Annotated in this window: 22 protein-coding genes; 10 read left to right on the top strand and 12 right to left on the bottom strand. The window is 49.9% G+C overall.

What is annotated here, in order from left to right; translation table 11 throughout:
• Positions 1–178 precede the first annotated feature (178 nt).
• Positions 179–1,174 carry a branched-chain amino acid aminotransferase gene (locus AC1WNR_RS15025; RefSeq protein WP_481645306.1) on the bottom strand — a complete coding sequence of 332 codons (996 nt, stop codon included), beginning with the start codon at positions 1,172–1,174 and terminating at the stop codon, positions 179–181.
• A 197-nt stretch (positions 1,175–1,371) separates the two neighbouring features.
• Between AC1WNR_RS15025 and AC1WNR_RS15020 the strand changes: the two genes are divergently transcribed.
• Both AC1WNR_RS15020 and AC1WNR_RS15015 read left to right on the top strand, forming a co-directional pair.
• Entirely contained in the window at positions 1,372–2,226 is an 855-nt protein-coding gene (locus AC1WNR_RS15020) for a mitochondrial fission ELM1 family protein (protein WP_481645305.1), read from the top strand.
• A complete protein-coding gene (locus AC1WNR_RS15015) occupies positions 2,223–3,326 on the top strand; it encodes a glycosyltransferase family 4 protein (protein WP_481645304.1) in 1,104 nt (367 codons plus the stop codon). Before AC1WNR_RS15020 ends, AC1WNR_RS15015 begins: the two co-directional genes overlap by 4 nt.
• On the opposite strand, the gene AC1WNR_RS15010 is transcribed toward AC1WNR_RS15015, so the two are convergent.
• The 6 genes from AC1WNR_RS15010 to lpxL form a co-directional block, all read right to left on the bottom strand.
• Complete coding sequence (locus AC1WNR_RS15010; protein ID WP_481645303.1) at positions 3,303–4,592, bottom strand: O-antigen ligase family protein; 1,290 nt, start codon at positions 4,590–4,592, stop codon at positions 3,303–3,305. The genes AC1WNR_RS15015 and AC1WNR_RS15010 overlap by 24 nt on opposite strands.
• The gene (locus AC1WNR_RS15005; protein ID WP_481645302.1) at positions 4,540–5,334 is read right to left on the bottom strand and encodes a hypothetical protein; all 795 of its coding nucleotides are present in this window, start codon (positions 5,332–5,334) and stop codon (positions 4,540–4,542) included. The genes AC1WNR_RS15010 and AC1WNR_RS15005 overlap by 53 nt, the downstream gene beginning before the upstream one ends.
• A gap of 145 nt (positions 5,335–5,479) precedes the next feature.
• On the bottom strand, positions 5,480–6,508 hold the full coding sequence (locus AC1WNR_RS15000; protein WP_481645301.1) for a glycosyltransferase family 4 protein: 1,029 nt from the start codon (positions 6,506–6,508) through the stop codon (positions 5,480–5,482).
• Positions 6,509–6,612: 104 nt separating this feature from the next.
• The gene (locus AC1WNR_RS14995) at positions 6,613–7,401 is read right to left on the bottom strand and encodes a glycosyltransferase family 2 protein (protein ID WP_481645300.1); all 789 of its coding nucleotides are present in this window, start codon (positions 7,399–7,401) and stop codon (positions 6,613–6,615) included.
• Positions 7,402–7,403: 2 nt separating this feature from the next.
• Positions 7,404–8,402: a glycosyltransferase gene (locus AC1WNR_RS14990; RefSeq protein WP_481645299.1), complete on the bottom strand. Its 999-nt coding sequence runs from the start codon at positions 8,400–8,402 to the stop codon at positions 7,404–7,406.
• Between the two features lie 8 nt (positions 8,403–8,410).
• The gene (gene lpxL, locus AC1WNR_RS14985; protein ID WP_481645298.1) at positions 8,411–9,331 is read right to left on the bottom strand and encodes an LpxL/LpxP family Kdo(2)-lipid IV(A) lauroyl/palmitoleoyl acyltransferase; all 921 of its coding nucleotides are present in this window, start codon (positions 9,329–9,331) and stop codon (positions 8,411–8,413) included.
• A 115-nt stretch (positions 9,332–9,446) separates the two neighbouring features.
• On the opposite strand from lpxL, the gene msbA reads away from it, so the two are divergent.
• Together msbA and waaA are read left to right on the top strand one after the other, a co-directional pair.
• Positions 9,447–11,189 carry a lipid A export permease/ATP-binding protein MsbA gene (gene msbA / locus AC1WNR_RS14980; RefSeq protein ID WP_481645297.1) on the top strand — a complete coding sequence of 581 codons (1,743 nt, stop codon included), beginning with the start codon at positions 9,447–9,449 and terminating at the stop codon, positions 11,187–11,189.
• 2 nt (positions 11,190–11,191) lie between these two features.
• A complete protein-coding gene (gene waaA / locus AC1WNR_RS14975; RefSeq protein ID WP_481645296.1) occupies positions 11,192–12,445 on the top strand; it encodes a lipid IV(A) 3-deoxy-D-manno-octulosonic acid transferase in 1,254 nt (417 codons plus the stop codon).
• Between the two features lies 1 nt (position 12,446).
• On the opposite strand, the gene AC1WNR_RS14970 is transcribed toward waaA, so the two are convergent.
• Positions 12,447–13,454 (bottom strand): NAD-dependent epimerase, encoded by a 1,008-nt coding sequence (locus AC1WNR_RS14970; protein WP_481645295.1) that lies wholly within the window; start codon positions 13,452–13,454, stop codon positions 12,447–12,449.
• Positions 13,455–13,462: 8 nt separating this feature from the next.
• Entirely contained in the window at positions 13,463–13,789 is a 327-nt protein-coding gene (gene cyaY, locus AC1WNR_RS14965; protein WP_481645294.1) for an iron donor protein CyaY, read from the bottom strand.
• A 197-nt stretch (positions 13,790–13,986) separates the two neighbouring features.
• Here cyaY and lptM point away from each other — a divergent pair, with 197 nt between their 5' ends.
• Genes lptM through AC1WNR_RS14935 form a run of 6 tightly spaced genes read left to right on the top strand, consistent with a single transcriptional unit; the run spans position 13,987 to position 18,480 of the window.
• Positions 13,987–14,094, top strand: coding sequence for an LPS translocon maturation chaperone LptM (lptM, locus tag AC1WNR_RS14960; RefSeq protein WP_481645293.1), 108 nt, complete (start codon positions 13,987–13,989; stop codon positions 14,092–14,094).
• A 10-nt stretch (positions 14,095–14,104) separates the two neighbouring features.
• On the top strand, positions 14,105–15,361 hold the full coding sequence (lysA, locus tag AC1WNR_RS14955) for a diaminopimelate decarboxylase (protein WP_481645292.1): 1,257 nt from the start codon (positions 14,105–14,107) through the stop codon (positions 15,359–15,361).
• Positions 15,361–16,194 (top strand): diaminopimelate epimerase, encoded by an 834-nt coding sequence (gene dapF / locus AC1WNR_RS14950; RefSeq protein WP_481645291.1) that lies wholly within the window; start codon positions 15,361–15,363, stop codon positions 16,192–16,194. Before lysA ends, dapF begins: the two co-directional genes overlap by 1 nt.
• Positions 16,191–16,862 carry a DUF484 family protein gene (locus tag AC1WNR_RS14945; protein ID WP_481645290.1) on the top strand — a complete coding sequence of 224 codons (672 nt, stop codon included), beginning with the start codon at positions 16,191–16,193 and terminating at the stop codon, positions 16,860–16,862. Before dapF ends, AC1WNR_RS14945 begins: the two co-directional genes overlap by 4 nt.
• A gap of 3 nt (positions 16,863–16,865) precedes the next feature.
• On the top strand, positions 16,866–17,774 hold the full coding sequence (gene xerC / locus AC1WNR_RS14940; protein ID WP_481645289.1) for a tyrosine recombinase XerC: 909 nt from the start codon (positions 16,866–16,868) through the stop codon (positions 17,772–17,774).
• Complete coding sequence (locus AC1WNR_RS14935) at positions 17,767–18,480, top strand: HAD family hydrolase (protein ID WP_481645288.1); 714 nt, start codon at positions 17,767–17,769, stop codon at positions 18,478–18,480. Before xerC ends, AC1WNR_RS14935 begins: the two co-directional genes overlap by 8 nt.
• Here the strand turns inward: AC1WNR_RS14935 and hemW are convergent.
• From hemW to AC1WNR_RS14920, 3 genes are read right to left on the bottom strand one after another with little or no spacing between them, the layout of a single operon-like run.
• Positions 18,472–19,617, bottom strand: coding sequence for a radical SAM family heme chaperone HemW (gene hemW, locus AC1WNR_RS14930; protein ID WP_481645287.1), 1,146 nt, complete (start codon positions 19,615–19,617; stop codon positions 18,472–18,474). The genes AC1WNR_RS14935 and hemW overlap by 9 nt on opposite strands.
• Positions 19,618–19,628: 11 nt before the next feature.
• Positions 19,629–20,231 (bottom strand): RdgB/HAM1 family non-canonical purine NTP pyrophosphatase, encoded by a 603-nt coding sequence (rdgB, locus tag AC1WNR_RS14925; RefSeq protein WP_481645286.1) that lies wholly within the window; start codon positions 20,229–20,231, stop codon positions 19,629–19,631.
• A 2-nt stretch (positions 20,232–20,233) separates the two neighbouring features.
• The gene (locus AC1WNR_RS14920) at positions 20,234–20,674 is read right to left on the bottom strand and encodes a DUF4426 domain-containing protein (RefSeq protein WP_481645285.1); all 441 of its coding nucleotides are present in this window, start codon (positions 20,672–20,674) and stop codon (positions 20,234–20,236) included.
• Between the last annotated feature and the right edge of the window lie 6 nt (positions 20,675–20,680).

The following is a 20,680-nucleotide window of genomic DNA, read 5'->3' as shown; positions in this document are numbered from 1 at the left end:
GCGGCATACCGTCCATCCATGGACATATCCGTGTGGCGCTCCGTATTTCACATCCATGTGAAATAAGGGTCTGGAGGTTACACCCCCAGCGCGCCAGCATACCCAGAAGGAGATATCGACAACGTTCTTCAGGGACAAAAAAAGCACCCGAAGGTGCTTTTTAGATAGGTCGGCTCGCTTACATGTGGGTTAGCCAGCCGTGTGGATCTTCGGCCTTGCCCCACTGAATGTCGTTCAGTGCGCGGCGCAGTTTGAGGGTGGTTTCACCGATACCCCCATTGCCGACGTTGAACTCTTTACCGTTGTAGATCAGTGTACCGACTGGAGCCAGAACTGCTGCAGTACCCGATAGGGCAGCTTCACAACCCGGTTTAGCGGCGCGTTCAAGCAGCTCTTCATCACTCAAATCCCGCTCTTGAACATCCATGCCCATATCGCGAGCAATGGTTAAGATGGAGTCGCGCGTCACGCCGTGCAGGAAGCTCTCATCCAGTGCTTTGGTAACGATGGTGTTTCCATCGATCAGCAGGAAGTTGGCGGCGCCGGTCTCCTGCACGTCACCACCTGGGCAGAAGAGGACCTGATCGGCTTGCACTTCGGCTTTGGCTTTGAGAATCGGTCCCATTGCTGCCGCGTAGTTACCGCCAGATTTAATCATGCCCATGTGTGGTGGGCAGCGCATGGCATGGTCATCAACCAACAGACGCAGCGCTTTGTCGCCGCCAGCAAAGTAATCGCCAACGGGTGACAGCAGGATGTACTGGCACGAAGTGATTGATGGCACTGCCGCCTTACCGATTGCTGGCTCAGTACCGATGTGAGTCGGGCGGATGTACATCGAACCCGGTGGCTCAGGTACGTCAGAGATGAAGCGACGCACGATGGTCTCGATCATCTCTTGAGTCTGAGCCTTGTCGATCTCTGGTAAACCGAGCAGGAGGCTGCTCTGTGCAAAACGATCGATATTCTTATCCATGCGGAAAATTTTCACCGAACCATCGGCGTGGCGAAACGCCTTTAGCCCCTCGAAACAGGTGCTTGAGTAGTGCAGCACGTGCGCACCAGGATGCAGTGTCAGTTTATCGCTGGGTACAATCTCTGTTGCACTCCAGCTCTGACCGTCGGAATAGGAGATGGTCATCTCCGGCATGAAAAGGGAACCAAAAGCCGCCATTTAAAACTCACTCTGAGTGATTTTATGAACAGCTCATGCCGCAATAGGGCGAGCTGCTTAAAAGTTAATCGCCAAATTGTATGCAACTGGTAGAAAAATGGAATCGAAATTTCACCAAATACCCGGTTTTAGCTGATTCAGAAGCGAATTTTCTTTATTCTGTGGCTTGTGTGAAACGGGGCTAAGCAGGACCACTTTTGGCAGACATTTGGATCATCAGCGATGGCAAACCAGGCCACCTCAATCAGTCGCTCGGACTTGCTGAAGCTTTGGTGCGTCTGCGCCCTGAGTTGAAGTTCGATGTGCGCTCAATCAATGATGGAATCTCACTCCTAAAGACTGACACCTCGCCAAAGCTAATTTTATCTGCTGGCCGACGAACCCATTGGTGGAGTTGGCTGTGTAAACTGCGTTTCAAAGCTAAAAACGTGGTTATGATGCGGCCGAGCTTACCTCTTGCCTGTTTTGATCTGGTGCTGGTTCCAGAGCATGATCAGATGAAGTGTGGATCAGACAGGCTTCAGACGACCCGTGGTGCGCTGAATCGCATGGTGCCGGGTGATAAGCTTGCCGAGTCCGCTCTAGTTTTGGTGGGTGGACCGAGCAAGCACGTGCGGTGGAAGGATCAAGAAGTTATCAACCAACTGCAACAGATTCGGTCTGCCAACCCAGAGTTTGGTCTGCGAGTAGCTACCTCTCGGCGCACTCCAAATGAATTTCTGGAGCTCCTCAAAGGGCTCCCAAGCACAGAAATCGTCCAGCCAGAATCTGTCGGTGGTGATTGGCTTCCCAGTACGCTCGCCGAGACCGAGCGCGTTTGGGTCACTTCTGATAGTGTATCAATGGTTTACGAGGCACTCACGGCAGGGTGCGCTGTCTCCTTGATAGGTTTAGAATCGGTGACTAACTCACGCACTCAACGTGGAATGCAGATGTTGCTAGACGCCGATTTGGTCGATTGCAGAACAGATTTTGAGTCAACGCGCAGCGGAAAACGCCTCGCTGAGGCAACGCGCTGTGCGCAGATTATTTTGGAAAAACGATTTATATGAAAGTGGTCCAAGTCCTCCCAGCACTAGAATTGGGGGGGGTCGAGCGAGGCACATTAGACATCGCCAAAGCGCTAGTCGATGAGGGCCATGAATCCGTTGTCATCTCAGCTGGTGGGCGCCTAGTAAAGCAGCTCGAACATGAGGGCTCTCGGCACGTAGCGTGGGACTTAGGCAAAAAATCTCTCCTAACTTTCTTAAAGCTTTGGGCGGTGCGTGAATGGCTACGCGACGAGAAACCCGACATCGTTCACGTGCGTTCTCGAATGCCGGCTTGGGTAATTTGGTTAGCTTGGAAGGGAATGCCAGAAAACGATCGTCCCCGGTTTATCACGACCTTACACGGTATGCACTCCGTAAACTGGTACAGCGCAATTATGTCCAAAGGGGAGCGTGTAATCTGTGTGTCTGAGACCTGTAAGAGGTATCTCTTCGATAACTATAAAGTGGACGATCCAACCAAAGTGACCGTGATTCACCGAGGGATTGATGAGGAGTATTTCGTTAGAGGTTTCCAGCCCTCTGATGATTGGAAAAAACAGTTTTACTCGGATTACCCTGAGTGCCTCGATAAAAAACTGATCTGTTTCCCTGGGCGAATAACTCGATGGAAAGGGCATTTAGAGCTTGTCAAAGTAGTCCATTTACTCTCTCTCATTCGAGATGACTTCGTTGTTTTAGTGGTGGGTAGCGCAGGAAGAGGTAATTTTCTGAGCGAACTACAACATGAAATCGATGAGTACAATCTGGGACATTTCTTCATTTTCCTCGGCACTAGGTCGGATATGAGGGAGATTTATGCTGTTTCAAATGTCACTTTGTCGCTGACTTCTACTACCGCTGAATCATTCGGACGGGCGGTGGTTGAGAGTATTGCTATCGGCACTCCTGTTGTGGCCTATGCTCACGGAGCAGTGGAGGAAACCATGAGTGAACTCTTGCCTGAGCTTTTAGTCGATGTTGGTAACCTTCGAGAAATTACTGCTAAGACAGCTTCAACATTAGACCAAAGACCAGAAATTCCCGAAAACAAGTTTACTTTAGCCAAAATGAAGAAAAAAACCCTTGAGTTGTATCACTCATTCGGTAAGGCTGCTTGCTAGGATAGCGGCGACACTAATTGCGAAAAATATTAGAAACTGACCACCGGCAAACGGCGAATCAAACATACCTCCTCCGGCCGCAACACTTAAAGGCCCAAGCATCATAATCTTATTCTTTGTGGCAACAAGACACATGGCAAAGAATAATAGAAGACTGACAAGCCCTATAGAGCCCATTCTTGATGCTGTATCAAGGTATAAGTTGTGGAATGACGAGTGCGCTGCAACGGCACTCCAATTTAATTTCTCTTCGGGGTGGGCCTTTTGGTATTCGGATACGATACTTTTGACGTTGTTGCCTGCGCCGATGATTAAGTTATCTAAATATGTAGCAGTGGCTATTATGTACATAGATGCTCTGACTGAATCCTGGCCACTTGAGAGATCGTCGGTCTCACCGCGCAGATATGCCAACAGAGTAGAATCGAATTCTGTAGCTCGATCGAACGATGCGATTTTTGTGCCGCTAAACTGCAGAATGCTGACAAGGCTTGAGGCTAATAAAACTCCAATGGCTAAATGCTTTAGTCTAAGGCTCTTGCGTTTGAGGTAAATTACTCCTAAGAAATACAGGATGTAGACAACTATCAGGCTCCTAGAACCAGATGCAAGACTGGCGGTTATTCCAAGCATTGCAGAAAAAAGGGTGACTAGCTGCAAAGTACGTAGGCTACTGACAAAGCTGTAGGAACACAAAGTGAGGGATATTCCGGCCATTACATAGCCGAACGCATTAGGATTAAGCCCAAGCCCAGTTCTGTTTTGTAAAGAACCGTCCGCCATAAAGAAAAGTTCAAAAAATACGAGCGACGTCGAGATTATTGCTCCTACTAGAAGAGCTAAACGATGGAAGCCATATACAAGCAGATTAACAAAAATAAGGCCGCTAGCAAGCAGCTTGAGCGGACGTTCAATACCGGGTCCTATTGCTTCTCCTGACTGCCATAAGGAAAAAATCCACGCACCAACATACATCGCAAGAGCCACGATCCAGAATTTTTTACGGACTGAGACATGACAACGAGACGAAGGCTCAGAAAATAAGAACAAAATTAAAGCGAGCAGTGACGTAAGGAGCAGTAGGCTACTAAAAATTGCCGTCTTCAACATCACTAAGGTGGCAATCGTACCCACGATACCAAGAGTGTTAGCGATGTAAAAAAAGCCATAAGTTCGATTTGTACTGAGAGCACGAGCAATCTTGTTAGACAATCTAATCATTCCAAATTTTGTGCTGTTTTTGAAACCACTTAATTGCGGATTCATCTAGATCCAAGCGTCGATATCCGTCTTGAGTTTGATTTTTTAATGCATAGTCCTCTGTGATTACGTCAAAGAAGCGCTCAACAGGTCTGGAGCATTCTTCTGCAGAACGGAGTGTCTTTTTGATAACGATGTTATTGAGCGCTAGATTACCTGAGAGCCAAATATCATCGACTAGTCTTTGTCCGAGAGGTATATCGAAAACTTTATCGCAAAAAAAGTTAGGTTTAACCAGGCAGCCACCATAGCCCTCAGCTATGTTCGGTAACTCATCTGGTAAACACTTCGTCGGTTTAAATCTTAAAAGAGAAAGCACTCGTAGCAATCTATATAAAAACGGTCGCTTTCTCCATTTTATTGATTCTAGTCGCCGATTTGCATTCATTGCCTCTTCCGCGATGCAGCAATAAGGGTTTGCAGCGGCTGTTTCCGTTAGTCTTTTAACCCAGTCTTTGTCGTACAACCGATCGTCGTCACAAAAGATGATGTCAACGTCTTGACCCCAATATCTTGCAACAGTTGGTAAAATTTTGGTGGCGGGTCCGTAATCCCGATCAACCCAATAAATATCGCAGTTTTTCGGAAGTTTTGCCTCATCAATTGATCCCAAATCGTTTCGGTCGTATTTTATGGGAATATTTAGCTCTATTTTATCCACAGAAACTGATTGTGAAGCGATACTTTCAATAACAAAACCCAAGTCTTTAACTCTAGGAGGAATAGTTGTCAAAGATACGATTAGCATTGGCTTCTCTCTAAGATTGGTTAGTTGTAAGCTATAGGTCGATGACTTTATCCAATAATATTGGATGCGATTATCATGTTTTTAAGGTAAACATTCGGCTCATTGTATTTTATTTTGCCTAAAAAAGGAGAGATCGCATTCTCTCTTACCTTAATAAAACTCTCTCGAGTATAGTGTTCATTTTCTCTTTAGTGGCTTCGATTCCAAATAATTCGAGTTTGTGGAGTGCATTTTGACGAATTTCATCCCATTTTTTGCGGTTTGCCAAAGCTGTTCCTAGGGCTTGCGCGATGGAGCTGGGACTGAAAGAGTCTGAGATCCAACCATCCTTATTGTGGCTCAATATGGTGAACGCACCGTCCGTAGGTGTCGAAACAACTAGAACTCCTCTTTGTATAGCTTCTAATATTACGATGCCAAAAGTTTCAGAGGTCGAGGGGACAACAAGAATGTCGATTTTGCTAAAGAAGTAGTCTTTATCCTCAATCCATCCATAGTCGTTCATACTAACGTTGTATTTTTTTAATTTCACAATGCCCTGTTCTTTCTCAGGGCCGTCGCCCGCTATATGAACATTTAATTTCGATTTTGAGTTAAATTCTGTTATGGCGTTACAAAAATTTTTAAAGCCTTTTTCCTGCGTCATTCTGCCTAGGTATCCAATATTGGTATATATATTATGAGTGCGTCGGATAGAAAATTTTTTATTTGATAACTCGATTGAAACGGGGGGTAGAGTATACAAAATATCCTTATTAAAACCTTTCTCTTCTAAATTTTTTCGCATTATATCCGTTACGCAAATAATCGCATCTGCTCCTTTCAACCTGCGGACTTTATAACTCGCTGTGTAGGCAATTGACCTACTCTTAGTAAGTTTTGATATAATAGTAGAGTAATGTCCGGCACGCGAATTAAACGACATAAATACATCGTATTTTTTTGATGTGTTAATCAAAATCAATTTGACCATGCTGTATATATCAAGATAGCCACTCGGTTCGATAAATATAGTTTCTATTTTCTTACTTAATCTCCACTGGTAGGGAGCGCTTTTTGGAAAAAAAGCAGTAATTTCGTAGCCTAATTCGTCAAGTAAATTACAATAGAAGACAAAAGATTCTTCCAAGCCGCCATCATATTTCGAATATAATGATACTGCGATTCTAGTCATATTTCATCCTAACAAATAATGCTACTGATATTTTGCTAAGCTCTTGCAATAACTTTTTCGCTAAGCTTCAACAATATCTGTGCAGTCGTGATATCGTTAGTAAGTTAGTCATACGGTAATCGCTTAGCTGCTATCTCTCTTGCCATTCCAATTCGCAGAGCTCGGCCAGCACTTAACGCAAATGACATCACCAACCCCTCTAACCCCACAAAACATAGGCGTCTAAAAAAATAGTTCTTTAAGAAGAAAAAGGGAGGATCTAAAAAGAGAAGAGCAAAGGAGTTTGAACGACCTTTTTCAACTCGAACTTCAGCTTGGAGGGCGCTGTATGTAGCGATTTTCTCCCACATATGACTGAACGATTTAAGTGAGATGTGTGCGACGTCGCCCTTCAACTTGGTCGGTGTTATCGTAGATTTCGGTATTACTTTGTCGTGTACTGTGCTGTTGCTGAAGCCAGCGACTTCTCTATGGTAGAGGCGGGGAGTCCAGTTTGTCGGTGCAAACGGTAAAGGGTGGCGGGAGTTCGAGAGGTGACTAACGTGGCGTATCGCTAACTTATAAACAGCCGGTTTTAAATTAGTATGATCTCGAAACAACGTTTTCAGGGATCTGATAATTGAAGGCAAAAGTATTTCATCAGCGTCTAGATTGAGAACCCAATTGTTTCTGCATTTTTTCTCCGCGAAAACTTTTTGATCGCCAAACCCAGTCCAGTCGCGATGGAATACTAGGCAGCCCGACTTTTCAGCAATTTGCAGTGTGTCGTCCGAACTACCACTATCGACTACGATAATCTCGTCTACCAGGTTGACCAAAGGGTCCAGCACCAGTGGTAGCCTTTCTTCTTCGTTGAAGGTTATGATCGTAACCGAAATTGGGAGTTTGTTCATGACTAGCTGTCTTCGTATAGAGTTTCAATTTGTTCAACCATCGCTTGAAGTGTTAGCTCTGATCTACATCTTTCAACTTGATCTAATTGAATGGGCCCGGAATCTCGCTTCAACCTGACTGCTTCCATAATCTGGGCCAGCGCTGACGGATCTCGGTCTTTACAGATGTATTCATTGGGAAGTATTTCGTTTGCGACTGGTACGTCGGTTGAAACCACGGGTGTGCCACATAGCATTGACTCAAGAAAGACATATGAAAAACCCTCTTTAAATGAGGTAATGAGTGTCCCGTCAACCATTGAGAGTTGTGCCAAAACGTCCTTTCTAAACCCAAGAAAATGTGTGCGCTCTTCAATGCCTAAACTTGCCGCTAAGGCTTCCAAAGACTCTCGCTCGGGTCCATCTCCGATTATTACTGCTTCATGTTTCTCTAATCGAGAGATAGCGTTTAGTCCAAGTTCAAAGCCCTTCACTTCAACTAGTCTCCCTACCAGGGCCCATCTAAAAGGTTTGTTATGGGAATTCGCCAAATCCAGCCTAGTTGGGGTTAGTTCAGGAGAGAAGTCTGTACCATTGTAAACTCGGGTTGCCCTTATATTTTTTTCTAGAAGTTGATCAGTAATTTTTTGGCTGACACCAATACAATGATCTAGTTTTCGGTAAGCCCAGTTGATTTTCTTCAGGCCATGAACAGTAGCAATCCTCCTTGCTCCGCTGATTCTTGGTATTAGCCCGAGCACAAATACGGCTTTGTTTCCATGGCAATGTATTATATCGGGTGAGAATTTTAGAATTTCTTGGGCGATTCTGAAGTACAGCTTTGGGTTGTATCGAGATAACGTTGTAGAGACTATCGTTCTGCGAAGATTTGATATTTTGAGATTAGGGTACCCGTCACCGCATATTAAACTGATGCTGTGTCCCCGGGTGCAAAGTTGCTCGCACAGCTCAACGACATGTTTCTCCATACCGCCCGCATAATCTGATAGCGCCAGTAACATTATGCGACTCATTTTGATTGACTCGTGTAAAGGTGGTTTTTTCCGCGTGGGTGCGTCTTAAAACGCCGGTGAACCCACATATACTGATCCGGTGCGATTCTGATTCCGCATTCTAGTTCTTCGTTTACACGAGCCGCATCTAATCTATCCGACTCGCTGGGAAAATTATCCAAGCACGGATGAAGAATCAGTTTGTATGTACCATCCGGTTGACGATGATGGGACAGCATTAGTATCGGTGAACCGTTCATTTTGGCAATTCGACTTGTTGCAGTAACCGTAGCGGCTTCAACCCCAAAAAATGGCGCGTAGACGGAGTGTGTAGGCCCGAAGTCCTGATCGGGTGCATACCACACAATCTCATTGGCCTTGAGGGCCCGTATAAGTGTGCGAAAGTCTGAGCGGTCAATAAGTTTGTTGATAGACCGCAGCCGACCCTGCTGGATAAAGTGCTCCATCAAAGGGTTATTGTGTGGGCGGTACATAGTATTCAGCGGGTAATAGAGCGAGAAGAGCAGTCCGCCGAGGTCGAGGGTAGAGAAGTGCGCGCCCAATAGGATGACGCCTCTGCCTTGCTCAAGAGCCTCATCGAGGTGCTCACGCCCTTCTAGCGTTACTTTCTGTGTGAACGCGTTGCGATCAGACCACCATGCCATGGCGGTCTCGATAATGCCGATACCATTGTTGATGAAGACATCTTTAACCAGCCTTGCCTGCTCTTTTTCGTTCAGTTCTGGAAAGCAGAGTTTGATGTTCACCTCTGCCACATGGCGACGAGATTTCGCAATGTGATAGATGACTCTACCGAGTAGCGCTCCAACCTTTAGTTGGGCGTTGAACGGCAGCAGATTTACCAGACGCAGAAAACCTAATCCGATCCAGGTCGGCCAGTATGTCGGGGCTAGAAACTGAGTAAGCTGCGATTTCATCTGCGGTCAATTTGCGTGAAAATTGAAGTTTAAGAGCCTGAGACTTATTGAGCAACCACAAGCGAGATCTGTCGTGTATACTGGGCGCTAATTTCGAAAAGGAATAAGTATAAAAGTGCAGCCGCAGACAGGCTTTCAGCTATACAAACGTCTATTGAGTTACGTCGGTCCATACTGGTTCGGCTTTGTGCTCAGCTTTATTGCTTATGCAGGATACGGTGCATCACAAGCAGCCTCTGCCAAATGGCTTGAGATGGTCGTCAACGCGGTTGAGGATGGCGAGTTCGAGCAGCGCGCGCTGCTTGCGGTGATGATCGTCGTGATTTTCTTCATGCGCGGGGCAGGTACCTTCATCGGCACTTACTCTCTTGCCTATATTGCTCGCCAAGCGATTCATGGTCTGCGCGTTGATCTATTTAACAAGCTACAAACCCTGCCAGTCTCCTATTTCGCCCAGGGTAAATCTGGGCAGATGCTCGCTAAACTCACCTACAACGTCGAACAGGTGACTGAAGCGGTGACAGAAGCAGTAAAAGTGGCTCTTCGAGAAGGCCTGACCGTTATCGGCCTGTTTGGCTACATGCTTTATATCAACTGGAAGCTGACGCTGGTTTTCGTTGCTGCGGCTCCATTCATGGGCATTGTTGTCATGATCGCCTCTAAGAGATTACGTCGTCAGAGCCGCAAGATTCAGGAGAGTGTCGGTGATATCACTGACTCCGCCTCTGAGGCGATTAAAGGGCACCAGATTGTGCGTATTTTTGGCGGTGCGAACTTTGAGAAGCGCCGCTTCCACGAGGCGAGTGATCGTAATCGCCGCCAATTTATGAAGATGACGGTGACACAGGCGATTAACACGCCGATGATTCAGATGCTGGTTGCTTTGGCGCTGGCTGCGTTGATGTTTATTGCGATGCACCCTGAAGTGATGGCCGGTATGAGTACCGGCGGTTTTGTTGCTTTCCTCACCGCTGCGGGTCTCATTACCAAACCGCTAAGACTACTGACTGATGTGAACTCCAAGATTCAGAAAGGGATCGCAGCCTCGGAGTCCGTCTTTGAAATATTGGATGCGCCGGATGAAATTGATAACGGAACGCGCCGCATCAAGGGTGTCCAAGGTCAGATTTGTCTTGAAAATCTGAGCTTCAAATATGCCCCAGATCTGCCTGCCGCTCTGAACAATCTCAACTTCTGTATTCCTGCAAATACCACGGTCGCTTTGGTGGGCCGCTCGGGTTCAGGTAAATCCACTTTGGTTAGTCTTCTCCCCCGCTTCAACGATGGCTGGGAGGGTAAGTTGACGCTGGACGGTGTCCCAATTGAAGAGGTGACACTACAGAGCCTCCGTGCGCAGATCGCGCTCGTTAACCAGCAAGTCGTGCTTTTTAACGGCACAATCGCCGACAATATTGCGTACGGTGCTATGTCAGATGCATCGCGCGAGGATATTTTGGCCGCAGCTGAAGCGGCGCATGTCACTGAGTTTTTGGACCGTCTTCCCAATGGCTTGGATACCGAGATTGGTGAGGGTGGTGTACTGCTTTCTGGCGGTCAGCGTCAACGTATTGCCATCGCTCGCGCGATTCTTAAAAACGCGCCGATCTTAATTTTGGATGAGGCGACATCGGCACTCGATACTGAGTCCGAGCGACACATTCAGGCTGCGCTTGATGAGGTCGTCAAAGGCCGAACAACGTTGATCATTGCGCATCGTCTATCGACTATCGAAAAGGCAGACATGATTGTGGTTATGGAGCATGGTCAGATTGTGGAGACGGGAACCCATCAGACGCTGCTTGAACAGGATGGGGCCTATGCCCAGTTGCACCGCATGCAGTTCCGCGATGAGGTCTGATTTTGGCGCTGGCGCTCTACTCCACGCTCTTTAGGCTACTCCTACCTCTCTTTGCTCTACGGCTACTGATTCGCAGTCGCCGCGCACCCGCATATCGCCAGCGTATGGCTGAGAGACTTGGTTACTCTAAACCAGTCTCTGGCAACCCCCTCTGGATCCATGCAGTTTCTGTCGGCGAAGTAATAGCGATTAGCCCGTTAGTAGAGAAACTCCTGACGTCTAAACCAGATATTCCGATTCTGATTACGACGATGACGCCTACCGGCGCCGCACAGGTTCAGCAACGCTTCGGCGGTGGAGTTAGTCATCGCTACGTTCCTTGGGACACTCCCGGAGCTGTTAGGCGCTTTCTTAATCGGCACAAACCGCGAGCGGGATTGATCGTTGAGACGGAGCTCTGGCCGAATCTTTTAAATACCGCTCGAAAGCGCGAAGTTCCGCTGCTGCTGGCGAATGCACGACTCTCTGCCAAGTCTCTGCGAGGATATCAGCGCTTCTCTTCCTTAACTGAAATTGCGCTGGGCGCACTGACTCACATCTGCGCTCAGCACCAGGCTGACGCTGAACGATTTATCGAGCTTGGCTTGCCAAGCGATAAAATCAGCATCGATGGCAGTATCAAGTTCGATCTTTCAATTCCTGATGAGATGATTGAACTGGGCCATAGTTGGCGTAAAGCATTGGGACCGGATAGACCGGTGCTGATCGCCGCCAGCACGCATAAGGGCGAAGATGAGATAGCGCTGAAAGCCTGGCAAAACCTCAAACAAGCCGACCCAACTGTCGCTTTGATTCTGGTTCCTCGCCATCCAGAGCGGTTCGATAGCGTTGCGCAGTTGGCGCAAAGTTACTCAAATGCCTGTGAGCGGCGCTCTTCTAACCACCCACCCACTCGACAAACAGAGATCTGGATCGGTGATAGCCTCGGTGAGATGCTGGCCTATTTCGCGGCAGCGGATATCGCCTTTGTGGGCGGTAGCTTCTCAGGAACGGGTGGTCACAACCCCCTGGAGCCCGCCGCGCTTGGTCTGCCTATCCTGATGGGCCCAAGCCGATACAATTTTCAGAGCATCTCTAATGAGTTGGAAAATGAAGGCGCACTTTTTGCTGTCGAGGATTCGGCGCATTTGGCGACCGTGACGGGTGAACTAATCAACGACTCAAAGGGAGCTGGGGAGGCCGGACTACGGGTTGTCCAGCGAAATCGCGGTGCCCTCGAACGTCTCTACAAGCGAGTCGAGCGACACCTGCTGTAACTCAGACTTTGTAGTAACCGCGATACCACTCGGCAAACTTCGCAACACCCTCTTCAATCGGCGTGTTGGGTTCGTATCCCGTATCTCGCATCAGCGCGCTTACATCAGCATAGGTATGCTCCACATCGCCAGGCTGCAGTGGTAGCAAAGTCTTCTCAGTGGTTTTTCCGAACGCCTGCTCCAAACACTCAATGTAGTAGAGCAGCTCAACCGGTTGGCTGTTGCCAATATTGTAGACGCGCCATGGCGCTTTGGAGCTGGAGGGGTTCGGTTTGAGGCCTGACCAGACAGGATCAGGCAGGGCTATACGGTCTAGCGTCCGTACTACGCCCTCTACGATGTCATCGATATAGGTAAAGTCCCTACGGTGCTTACCGTAGTTGAACACCTTAAGTGGTTTACCCTGATTGATCGCATCGGCAAAGAGTATCGGCGACATATCCGGGCGGCCCCAGGGGCCGTAGACCGTGAAGAAGCGCAAGCCTGTTGTAGGCAGGCTATAGAGCTGGGAGTAACTATGCGCCATCGCCTCATTTGCCTTCTTGGTGGCTGCATAGAGAGAGACGGGATGATCGACGTTATCCTCTTCACTGAACGGGATGGTCTCGTTAGCACCATAAACCGAGCTAGATGAGGCGTAGACTAGGTGCTCTACGTTGTGATGGCGGCATCCCTCCAAAATATTGAGGAAACCAATCAGGTTTGAGTCAGCGTAGGCGTGCGGGTTCTCAATCGAGTAACGTACGCCGGCTTGAGCACCCAAGTGCACCACACGATCGAATTTCTCCTCAGCAAACAGCCGCTCCATACCCGAGCGATCGGCAAGGTCGAGTTTGATGAAGCGGAAATTTTCGAGCGGTTCCAGTTGCGCTAGGCGTGCCTCTTTCAGTGAGACGGCGTAGTAGTCGTTGAGGTTATCGATACCGACCACCTCATCGCCACGACCACAAAGCACTTGGCTGACATGGAAACCAATGAAGCCGGCCGCGCCGGTAACTAGAATCTTCATACTTGCTTTCAGATCTCGCTGAGGTCGAGCTGCTCGTCGGTCTGATCCGCAAAGGCGGCGCTTAGGTGGTCGCGCAGAGGAGAGCCATCACTATCTAAAACCCACTGTTCGGAGGCCTCATCGTAATCGAAGTGAAGACCCTGAGTACGAGTCGCCAGCCAGAGCTGACTTACAGGAGGCTGGCGGGTCAGGATGATTTGGCTTCTATCGGGACACTTGATAACCATCATTGCACCGTTATTGTCGTAGTCCAGATCAGACTCGGCATCATCAAGCAGCTCTTCAATCTGATTGAGAGTCTCTTCAACACGGCTCAGGTAGAGGGCATCACTCATTTTCTGTTCCTTGCACATAGGTTTGATAGGTAGCGAGTATATCAGCAGCCCGCATAGGTTTTTAGCGCTTTCGCGCCTGTTTCGATCACCCACGGTGTCGCTAATAGCGGCCTCATCGCGCTATAATCGGCGGTTAAACAGACAGAGCTTTTATGCAACAGATGCTCTGCAAACGATTATGAGTTGGAGATGCGCAGATGCGACTAGTGGCAGCGATTCTTGTCAGCCTGGTATTGGTGGGTTGTGGTCAGAAAGGACCCTTAGCGATGCCGGGTGAAGCCGCAACTGAACAGACCAACGGTTAAGAGATTGAGAATGGATAGTTTTGAATACCGCAATGGAGACCTTCATTGCGAAGAGGTGTCGCTCAACCAGATCGCAGAGCAGGTTGGAACGCCTGCTTATGTCTACTCGCGTGAAGCGCTAGAGAGAGCCTATCTAGGTTACGCTGAGGCCCTTGAGGGGCGCGATGCACTGATATGTTTTGCGGTAAAAGCGAACTCGAATCTTGCTGTGCTCAATGTGTTGGCAAAGCTGGGCGCGGGTTTCGATATCGTGTCGGGTGGCGAGCTTGAGCGTGCCTTGTTGGCCGGTGCAGAACCGAACAAGATCGTTTTCTCGGGTGTTGGCAAGCAGGCGCATGAGATCGCTCGTGCGCTAGAAGTTGGCATTCACTGCTTCAATATCGAGTCAGAAGCCGAGCTCTATCGTGTGAATGAGGTGGCCGAATCACGAGGTCAGGTTGCGCGTGTCTCATTCCGCGTGAATCCCGATGTTGATGCAGGTACGCACCCCTATATCTCAACAGGCTTGAAAGAGAATAAGTTTGGTATCGCGATCGAGAGCGCGCCTGAGGTTTACGCGAAGGCTGCAGCACTGAAGGGCGTTGAAGTGATCGGCGTGGATTGCCACATTGGTAGCCAACTGACTGAGGTGAGTCCCTTCCTTGATGCGTTGGATCGCCTACTAGCGCTGATTGATCTGCTTGCCGAGCAGGGCATTACAATTCGCCATCTCGATCTTGGTGGTGGTCTCGGCGTTTGTTACACCGATGAGACGCCCCCGACGCCAGCAACCTACATCGATGCGCTGACGGATCGTCTGGGCTATCGCGACGTGAAGCTGGTATTTGAACCGGGTCGCTCCATCGCGGCCAATTCGGGTGTGCTGCTGACACAGGTCGAGTTTCTTAAAGAGAACGGCGATAAAAACTTCGCCATCGTAGATGCGGCGATGAATGACCTGATTCGCCCATCTCTGTACAGCGCTTACCAAGAGATCATTCCGTTGTTTGAGCAATCAGCGGCTGAGGTCAAAACCTGGGATCTTGTTGGCCCGATCTGTGAAACCGGTGATTTCCTCGGTAAGGACAGACAGCTTGCGCTGAGCGCAGGCGATCGCCTAGCCGTCTGTTCGGCTGGTGCTTACGGCTTTGTCATGGCATCCAACTACAACACTCGCCCACGTGTGGCAGAAGTGATGGTGGATGACGATCGTTTTCAGGTGGTGCGTGAGCGCGAAACCTTTGAAGATCTGGTGCGCGGTGAGCACCTAATGACCGAGGCTAACTGATGCAACTGCGGTTCACTAAAATGCACGGTCTGGGCAACGACTTTATGGTGATCGATGCGATCTCACAGAAAGTCCGTTTGAACGCAGATCTTGTGCGTCAGCTCGCCGATCGCAACCGTGGCGTCGGGTTTGATCAGCTTTTACTGGTCGAGCCACCTTCTGAGCCTGATATGGATTTCGACTACCGTATCTATAACGCCGATGGTTCGGAAGTGGAGCACTGCGGTAACGGTGCGCGCTGCTTTGCGCAGTTCGTGCGTGATAAAGGCTTGGTGCTGCGTGACCGTATTAACGTGAAAACTGCTCGCGGTCAGGCTGTATTAAATATTACCGGTCGAGATCTTGTAGAGGTCGACATGGGTGAGCCTGAACTAGAGCCGGCGCTAATCCCGCTTCAGGCGGACGAGCAGTCCACGGTCTACCGACTCGAGATTGAGGGCGAAGGTGAGATTGAACTTGGCGCAGTGTCTATGGGTAACCCTCATGGCGTAGTGCTTGTCGACTCAGTTGATACCGCTCCCGTTGAAGCCTTGGGGCCTATTTTGGAGTCACATCCGCGCTTCCCGAACAGAGCCAATATTGGCTTTATGCAGATTGTTAGCCGCAATGAAATTCGTCTGCGTGTCTATGAACGAGGCGCTGGCGAGACTCAGGCCTGTGGTACTGGTGCTTGTGCAGCGGTTGTTTCCGGCGTGCTGCGCGGTCTACTCGATAGCGACGTAAAAGTGCGCCTGCCGGGCGGCGAGCTGCAGATCAGTTGGCAGGGTGAGGGTTCTCCGGTCATGATGACAGGGCCAGTAGCCAGTGTATATGAAGGACAGATTTTCCTATGAGTCAGGGTGTAACTGAGCAGCAGGTTGCCGATTTCCTGGCAGCTAATCCCGATTTCTTCTCGCAGCAGTCGTGGCTGCTGGAGAAACTGACGGTGCCACATCAGGCGGGCGGCGCGGTATCGCTGGTAGAGCGTCAGACCAGTGTTTTACGTGCCAAAGCGCAAACTTTGCAGACTCACCTCTCCGATATGATCGATGCTGCACGCCACAATGATGGGCAGTTTGAGAAGACCAAACGCATGGTGCTGTCGCTGTTGGAAGCAGATAACTTTGACGAGGTTAGTATCGCGCTTGAAGAGAGCCTCTGCGGCGACTTTAGCGGTGATGAGGTAGAGTTGATCCTGTTCAGCGATACAGCGCTTGAGGTGAATGACCTGCGTGTACTGCCACGGTCCCAAACCTCAATGGTGCAGCCGCTGGTCGACACCACGCTGCCGAGCTGCGGCCAATTCAGCGATGCGATGACTCGTTTTCTGTTCCGTAATCCTCAAGAACCGGTACGCTCCTGTGCCGCTGTACCGCTCGTGAAAGGTGAGACGCTTGGGCTATTGGCGATCGGCTCGTACGACCCGCTCTACTTCCAGTCGAGTCAAGGTACGGTCTTCCTCAGCTACATTGGCGAAGTGCTCAGCCGAATCCTTGCGCGGTTGATGCAAATCCGCGGATAAGTGATGACTGACGCCGAGCTCGAACAACGCTTTCTCGAGCATCTGCGAGTCGAGCGTCAGCTCTCTGCTGAAACACTGAAAAACTATGGCCGTGACCTTAGCACCGTTCGCAAAGAGCTTAATCGGCTTGAGAGCCAAAGCTGGCTCAATCTCAGCGACAAACCCCTGCGGCGCGCAATCGCTGAACTGCACGCTGACGGCCTTTCGGGACGAAGCCTGCAGCGCATGCTGTCGGCCCTGCGCAGCTTTTACAAATATCTAAACCGAGAAGGACTGGCGTCTGCCAACCCTGCACTCGATATCACAGCGCCTAAAGTCCCTCGCCGCCTACCTAAAACGCTCAGTGCTGACTCGCTTGATGACCTGCTGGATATACAGACCGATGAACCGCTTGAAATTCGTGATCTGGCGATGATGGAGCTGCTCTACTCCAGCGGTCTGCGCGTATCGGAGTTGGTTGGTATAGATCTGCCAGATCTGGATTTGCGGGATGCGCAGATCCGCGTGCTGGGTAAAGGCCGCAAAGAGCGGCAAGTACCGATCGGTCAGAAGGCGAGAGAAGCGTTGCAACGTTGGCTTGGAGTTCGTGCCACTCTGGCATCTCCCTTAGAGATGGGCCTTTTTGTCGGTAAGCTAGGTAAGCGACTGAGCGCCCGTACTGTCGAACAACGGATGAAACGTTGGGGCGAATTAGCAGGAGTCAGTGGGAGTCTGCACCCCCATAAACTGCGGCACTCTTTTGCGACCGAGATGCTGGCCCACTCCGGTGACCTACGGGCAGTCCAAGAACTTCTGGGGCATGCCGACATTAGCACCACTCAGATCTATACTCATTTAGATTTTAATCAACTACAACAGATCTACCGTTCAGCACACCCACGAGCGCGATCTAAAGAGGGCGATAATGATTAAACTGGTAACCTTCGACCTGGACGATACCCTCTGGGCAGTGAGTCCGGTGGTTATTCGGGCAAATCAGCTCTCTTGGCAGTGGATGCAAGAGCATACGCCGGCGTTTACTGAGCGCTACTCGATGGAGGATCTGTTTGAGGGCTCAGAGCTGCGCCGTCAGATGCTCGAACGTTATCCCGAGATCAACCACTCCATGACACTTATTCGCGTGCGCACGTTGGAGTACGGCTACCAACAGGTCGGCTACTCAGTTGAGGAGTCGCAGCACTGGGCGAATCGGGCATTCGAATTTTTCCATCAACACCGCCACGATGTTCAACCTTATGAAGCGGTTCGAGATATGCTGGCGGCCCTCAAAAATGCGGGCTACATGGTTGGTGCCTTGAGTAATGGCAACGCGGAGATCGGTCGTACGCCTTTGGCAGAGTGGTTCGATTTTCAGTACAACGCTGATAATGTTGGCACCGCTAAACCTCACCCACTGATGTTTGAGAAGGCACTCGAGCATGCGGGTGTAACTCCGGCTGAAGCCGTACATATCGGCGATCATCCGATCAATGATGTAAAAGCGGCTAAAGAGATGGGGTTCAAAACGATCTGGGTGAACCCCGAGAATCTCGATTATCCACATGAGATTGAGGCTGACCTGATTGTGGAAGAGCTGGCTGACCTTCCTGCTGCTATTGCTGGGCTCGCGTCAGTCTAAGAATAGCTCGAGTAGATCATTTAGAAACAGCCTGCCCTCATTTGTCGGCTTAGCAAATCCTTTCTCGATCTTAAGCAGGCCCTTACGCTGGGCGACATCAAGCTTGGCTTCGATTAGCGTCACGGCTAGCCCAGTTCGCTCGGCAAATAGTTTGAGTTCAAAGCCGTCGGTGAGGCGCAGTGCGTTAAGCATAAATTCAAAGGCGCGATCATCTGCAGCGATCAATTCATCCCCGGCAATACGGCTTTCAGGGTTCATGTAGCCCTTGGGCTGACGCTGTTTGTGGCGGCGCCGAATCTCGATTGATTCGCCGTTCCAGTTAGAGAACTTGCCATGCGCCCCTGCACCGATGCCAATGTAATCGCCAAAGCGCCAGTAGTTAATATTGTGGGCGCTCTCGCCCCCTGATCGCGCAAAGGCTGAGATCTCATACTGGCGATATCCAGAACTCTCAAGCAGGCTCTGCCCAGCCTCTTGAATCTGCCAAAGCTCCTCTTCCACGGGTAGGCGCGGCGGACGAGCAGCGAATTCGGTATTGGGCTCTAGTGTGAGCTGGTACCAAGAGATCTGATTGGGGTTAAGTGCCAGTGCTTGGCGCAGGTCTGCCAGTGCTAATTCAGGTGTCTGCTGCGGTAAACCATGCATCAGATCGAGATTAAATCGATCGAAGATTGTACTAGCCGCCTCAGCCGCTGCGATCGCTTCATCACCATTATGGATGCGTCCAAGAGCGTCTAGACTGTCGTTGTTGAAACTCTGTACACCGATAGAAACACGATTAATACCGGCTTCTCGGTACCCTTGGAAGCGCTCACGCTCGAAAGTTCCGGGATTGGCTTCAAGGGTAACCTCAGCGCTCGGAGCGAGCTCAAACTGATCTCGTACGGCCCCCAGGATTTGTTGATAGGCTTCTGGCGTAAATAGACTCGGGGTGCCGCCCCCAATAAATATCGAGTGAATGGGCCGATCGTCTGCCAGCATGGCTTCAGATCTTAAGTCTTCAATAAGCGTATCAACGTAGCGCTGCTGTGGAATCTCGTTGCGCACCTGGTGCGAATTGAAATCGCAGTAGGGGCATTTGCGCACGCACCAAGGCACATGCACGTAGAGAGAGAGTGGAATGCTAGATTTGGACACCGGATCGATCGCTACTTCAGGAACTCAGCGATCTGCTCAGTGAGAATCGCAACGGCCTTCCCTCGATGGCTCACAGATTTCTTCTCTGTCGGAGTCAGCTCTGCAGAGGCCTTCTCAAACTCGGGGCTCCAGAATATCGGGTCATAGCCGAAGCCGTGTTCTCCGCGTGGTGCATCCAGAATTAAGCCCTCCCAGCTACCCATGCAGATGAGGGGCGTAGGATCGAGTTGGTGACGCATGCAGACTAGTACGCAGCGAAAACGAGCTGTACGCTGCTGGGCCGGCACGCCTTTGAGCGCCTGCAAAAGTTTCTCAATGTTAGTCGCGTCGGTAGCTCCTGCGCCTGCATAGCGTGAAGAGAAGATGCCAGGCGCGCCCTGCAAGTAGTCCACTTCGAGGCCTGAATCATCAGAGATAGCAGCAAAACCCGTATGTTCGCAGGCGTTACGCGCTTTTAGGATCGCGTTCTCAACAAACGTGAGTCCGGTCTCATCAGCGTCTGTCACTCCAAGGGTTCCCTGAGCAACAATTTCCATACCCATAGGCTGGAGGATCTCGCCGAACTCTTTGAGCTTGCCTTTGTTACCCGATGCGAGCACCACTTTGCGGGTCATGCTTATCGATCCTCGTAAAAGGTCTGGCTGAAACGCACACTAATGGGACTCTGATTAGGGTCGGGTTGTACGTCCAGGTCAAAGTTCAGCATCTCTTCGTCGCTAAATCTGAAGCTACCGAGGTAGTAGATCGCATCACCCTCATCAATTTTTTTGAAGCTAATCGTTTTTATCTGGCCGATCAGATTCTTTGCTTCGCCTGAGACTAGCGCGTTGACTGGACGTTTAGTGCCGTCGTCCGCAATCTTTAGAACCGAGACGTTAAGCAACGCCATCACCTTGGAGCGAGTCAGCCCGTTGGCCTGAGCCACTTCGGGTGTCAGAAAACCCGAGTTAAAGGCGTTGTAGTGAACTTCGTAACCGTTCTGCGTCAGGCTCTGCTCTGCCTGTACACTGTTTACAAGGGTAAAAGAGAAGAGCAGTGCGGTAAAAAATTTCTGCATATCAGC

The sequence above is a fragment of the Marinobacterium marisflavi genome (assembly GCF_982447095.1).
The sequence above is the reverse complement of the archived record's forward strand: the minus strand, read 5'-3'. Positions and strand labels throughout refer to the sequence as shown.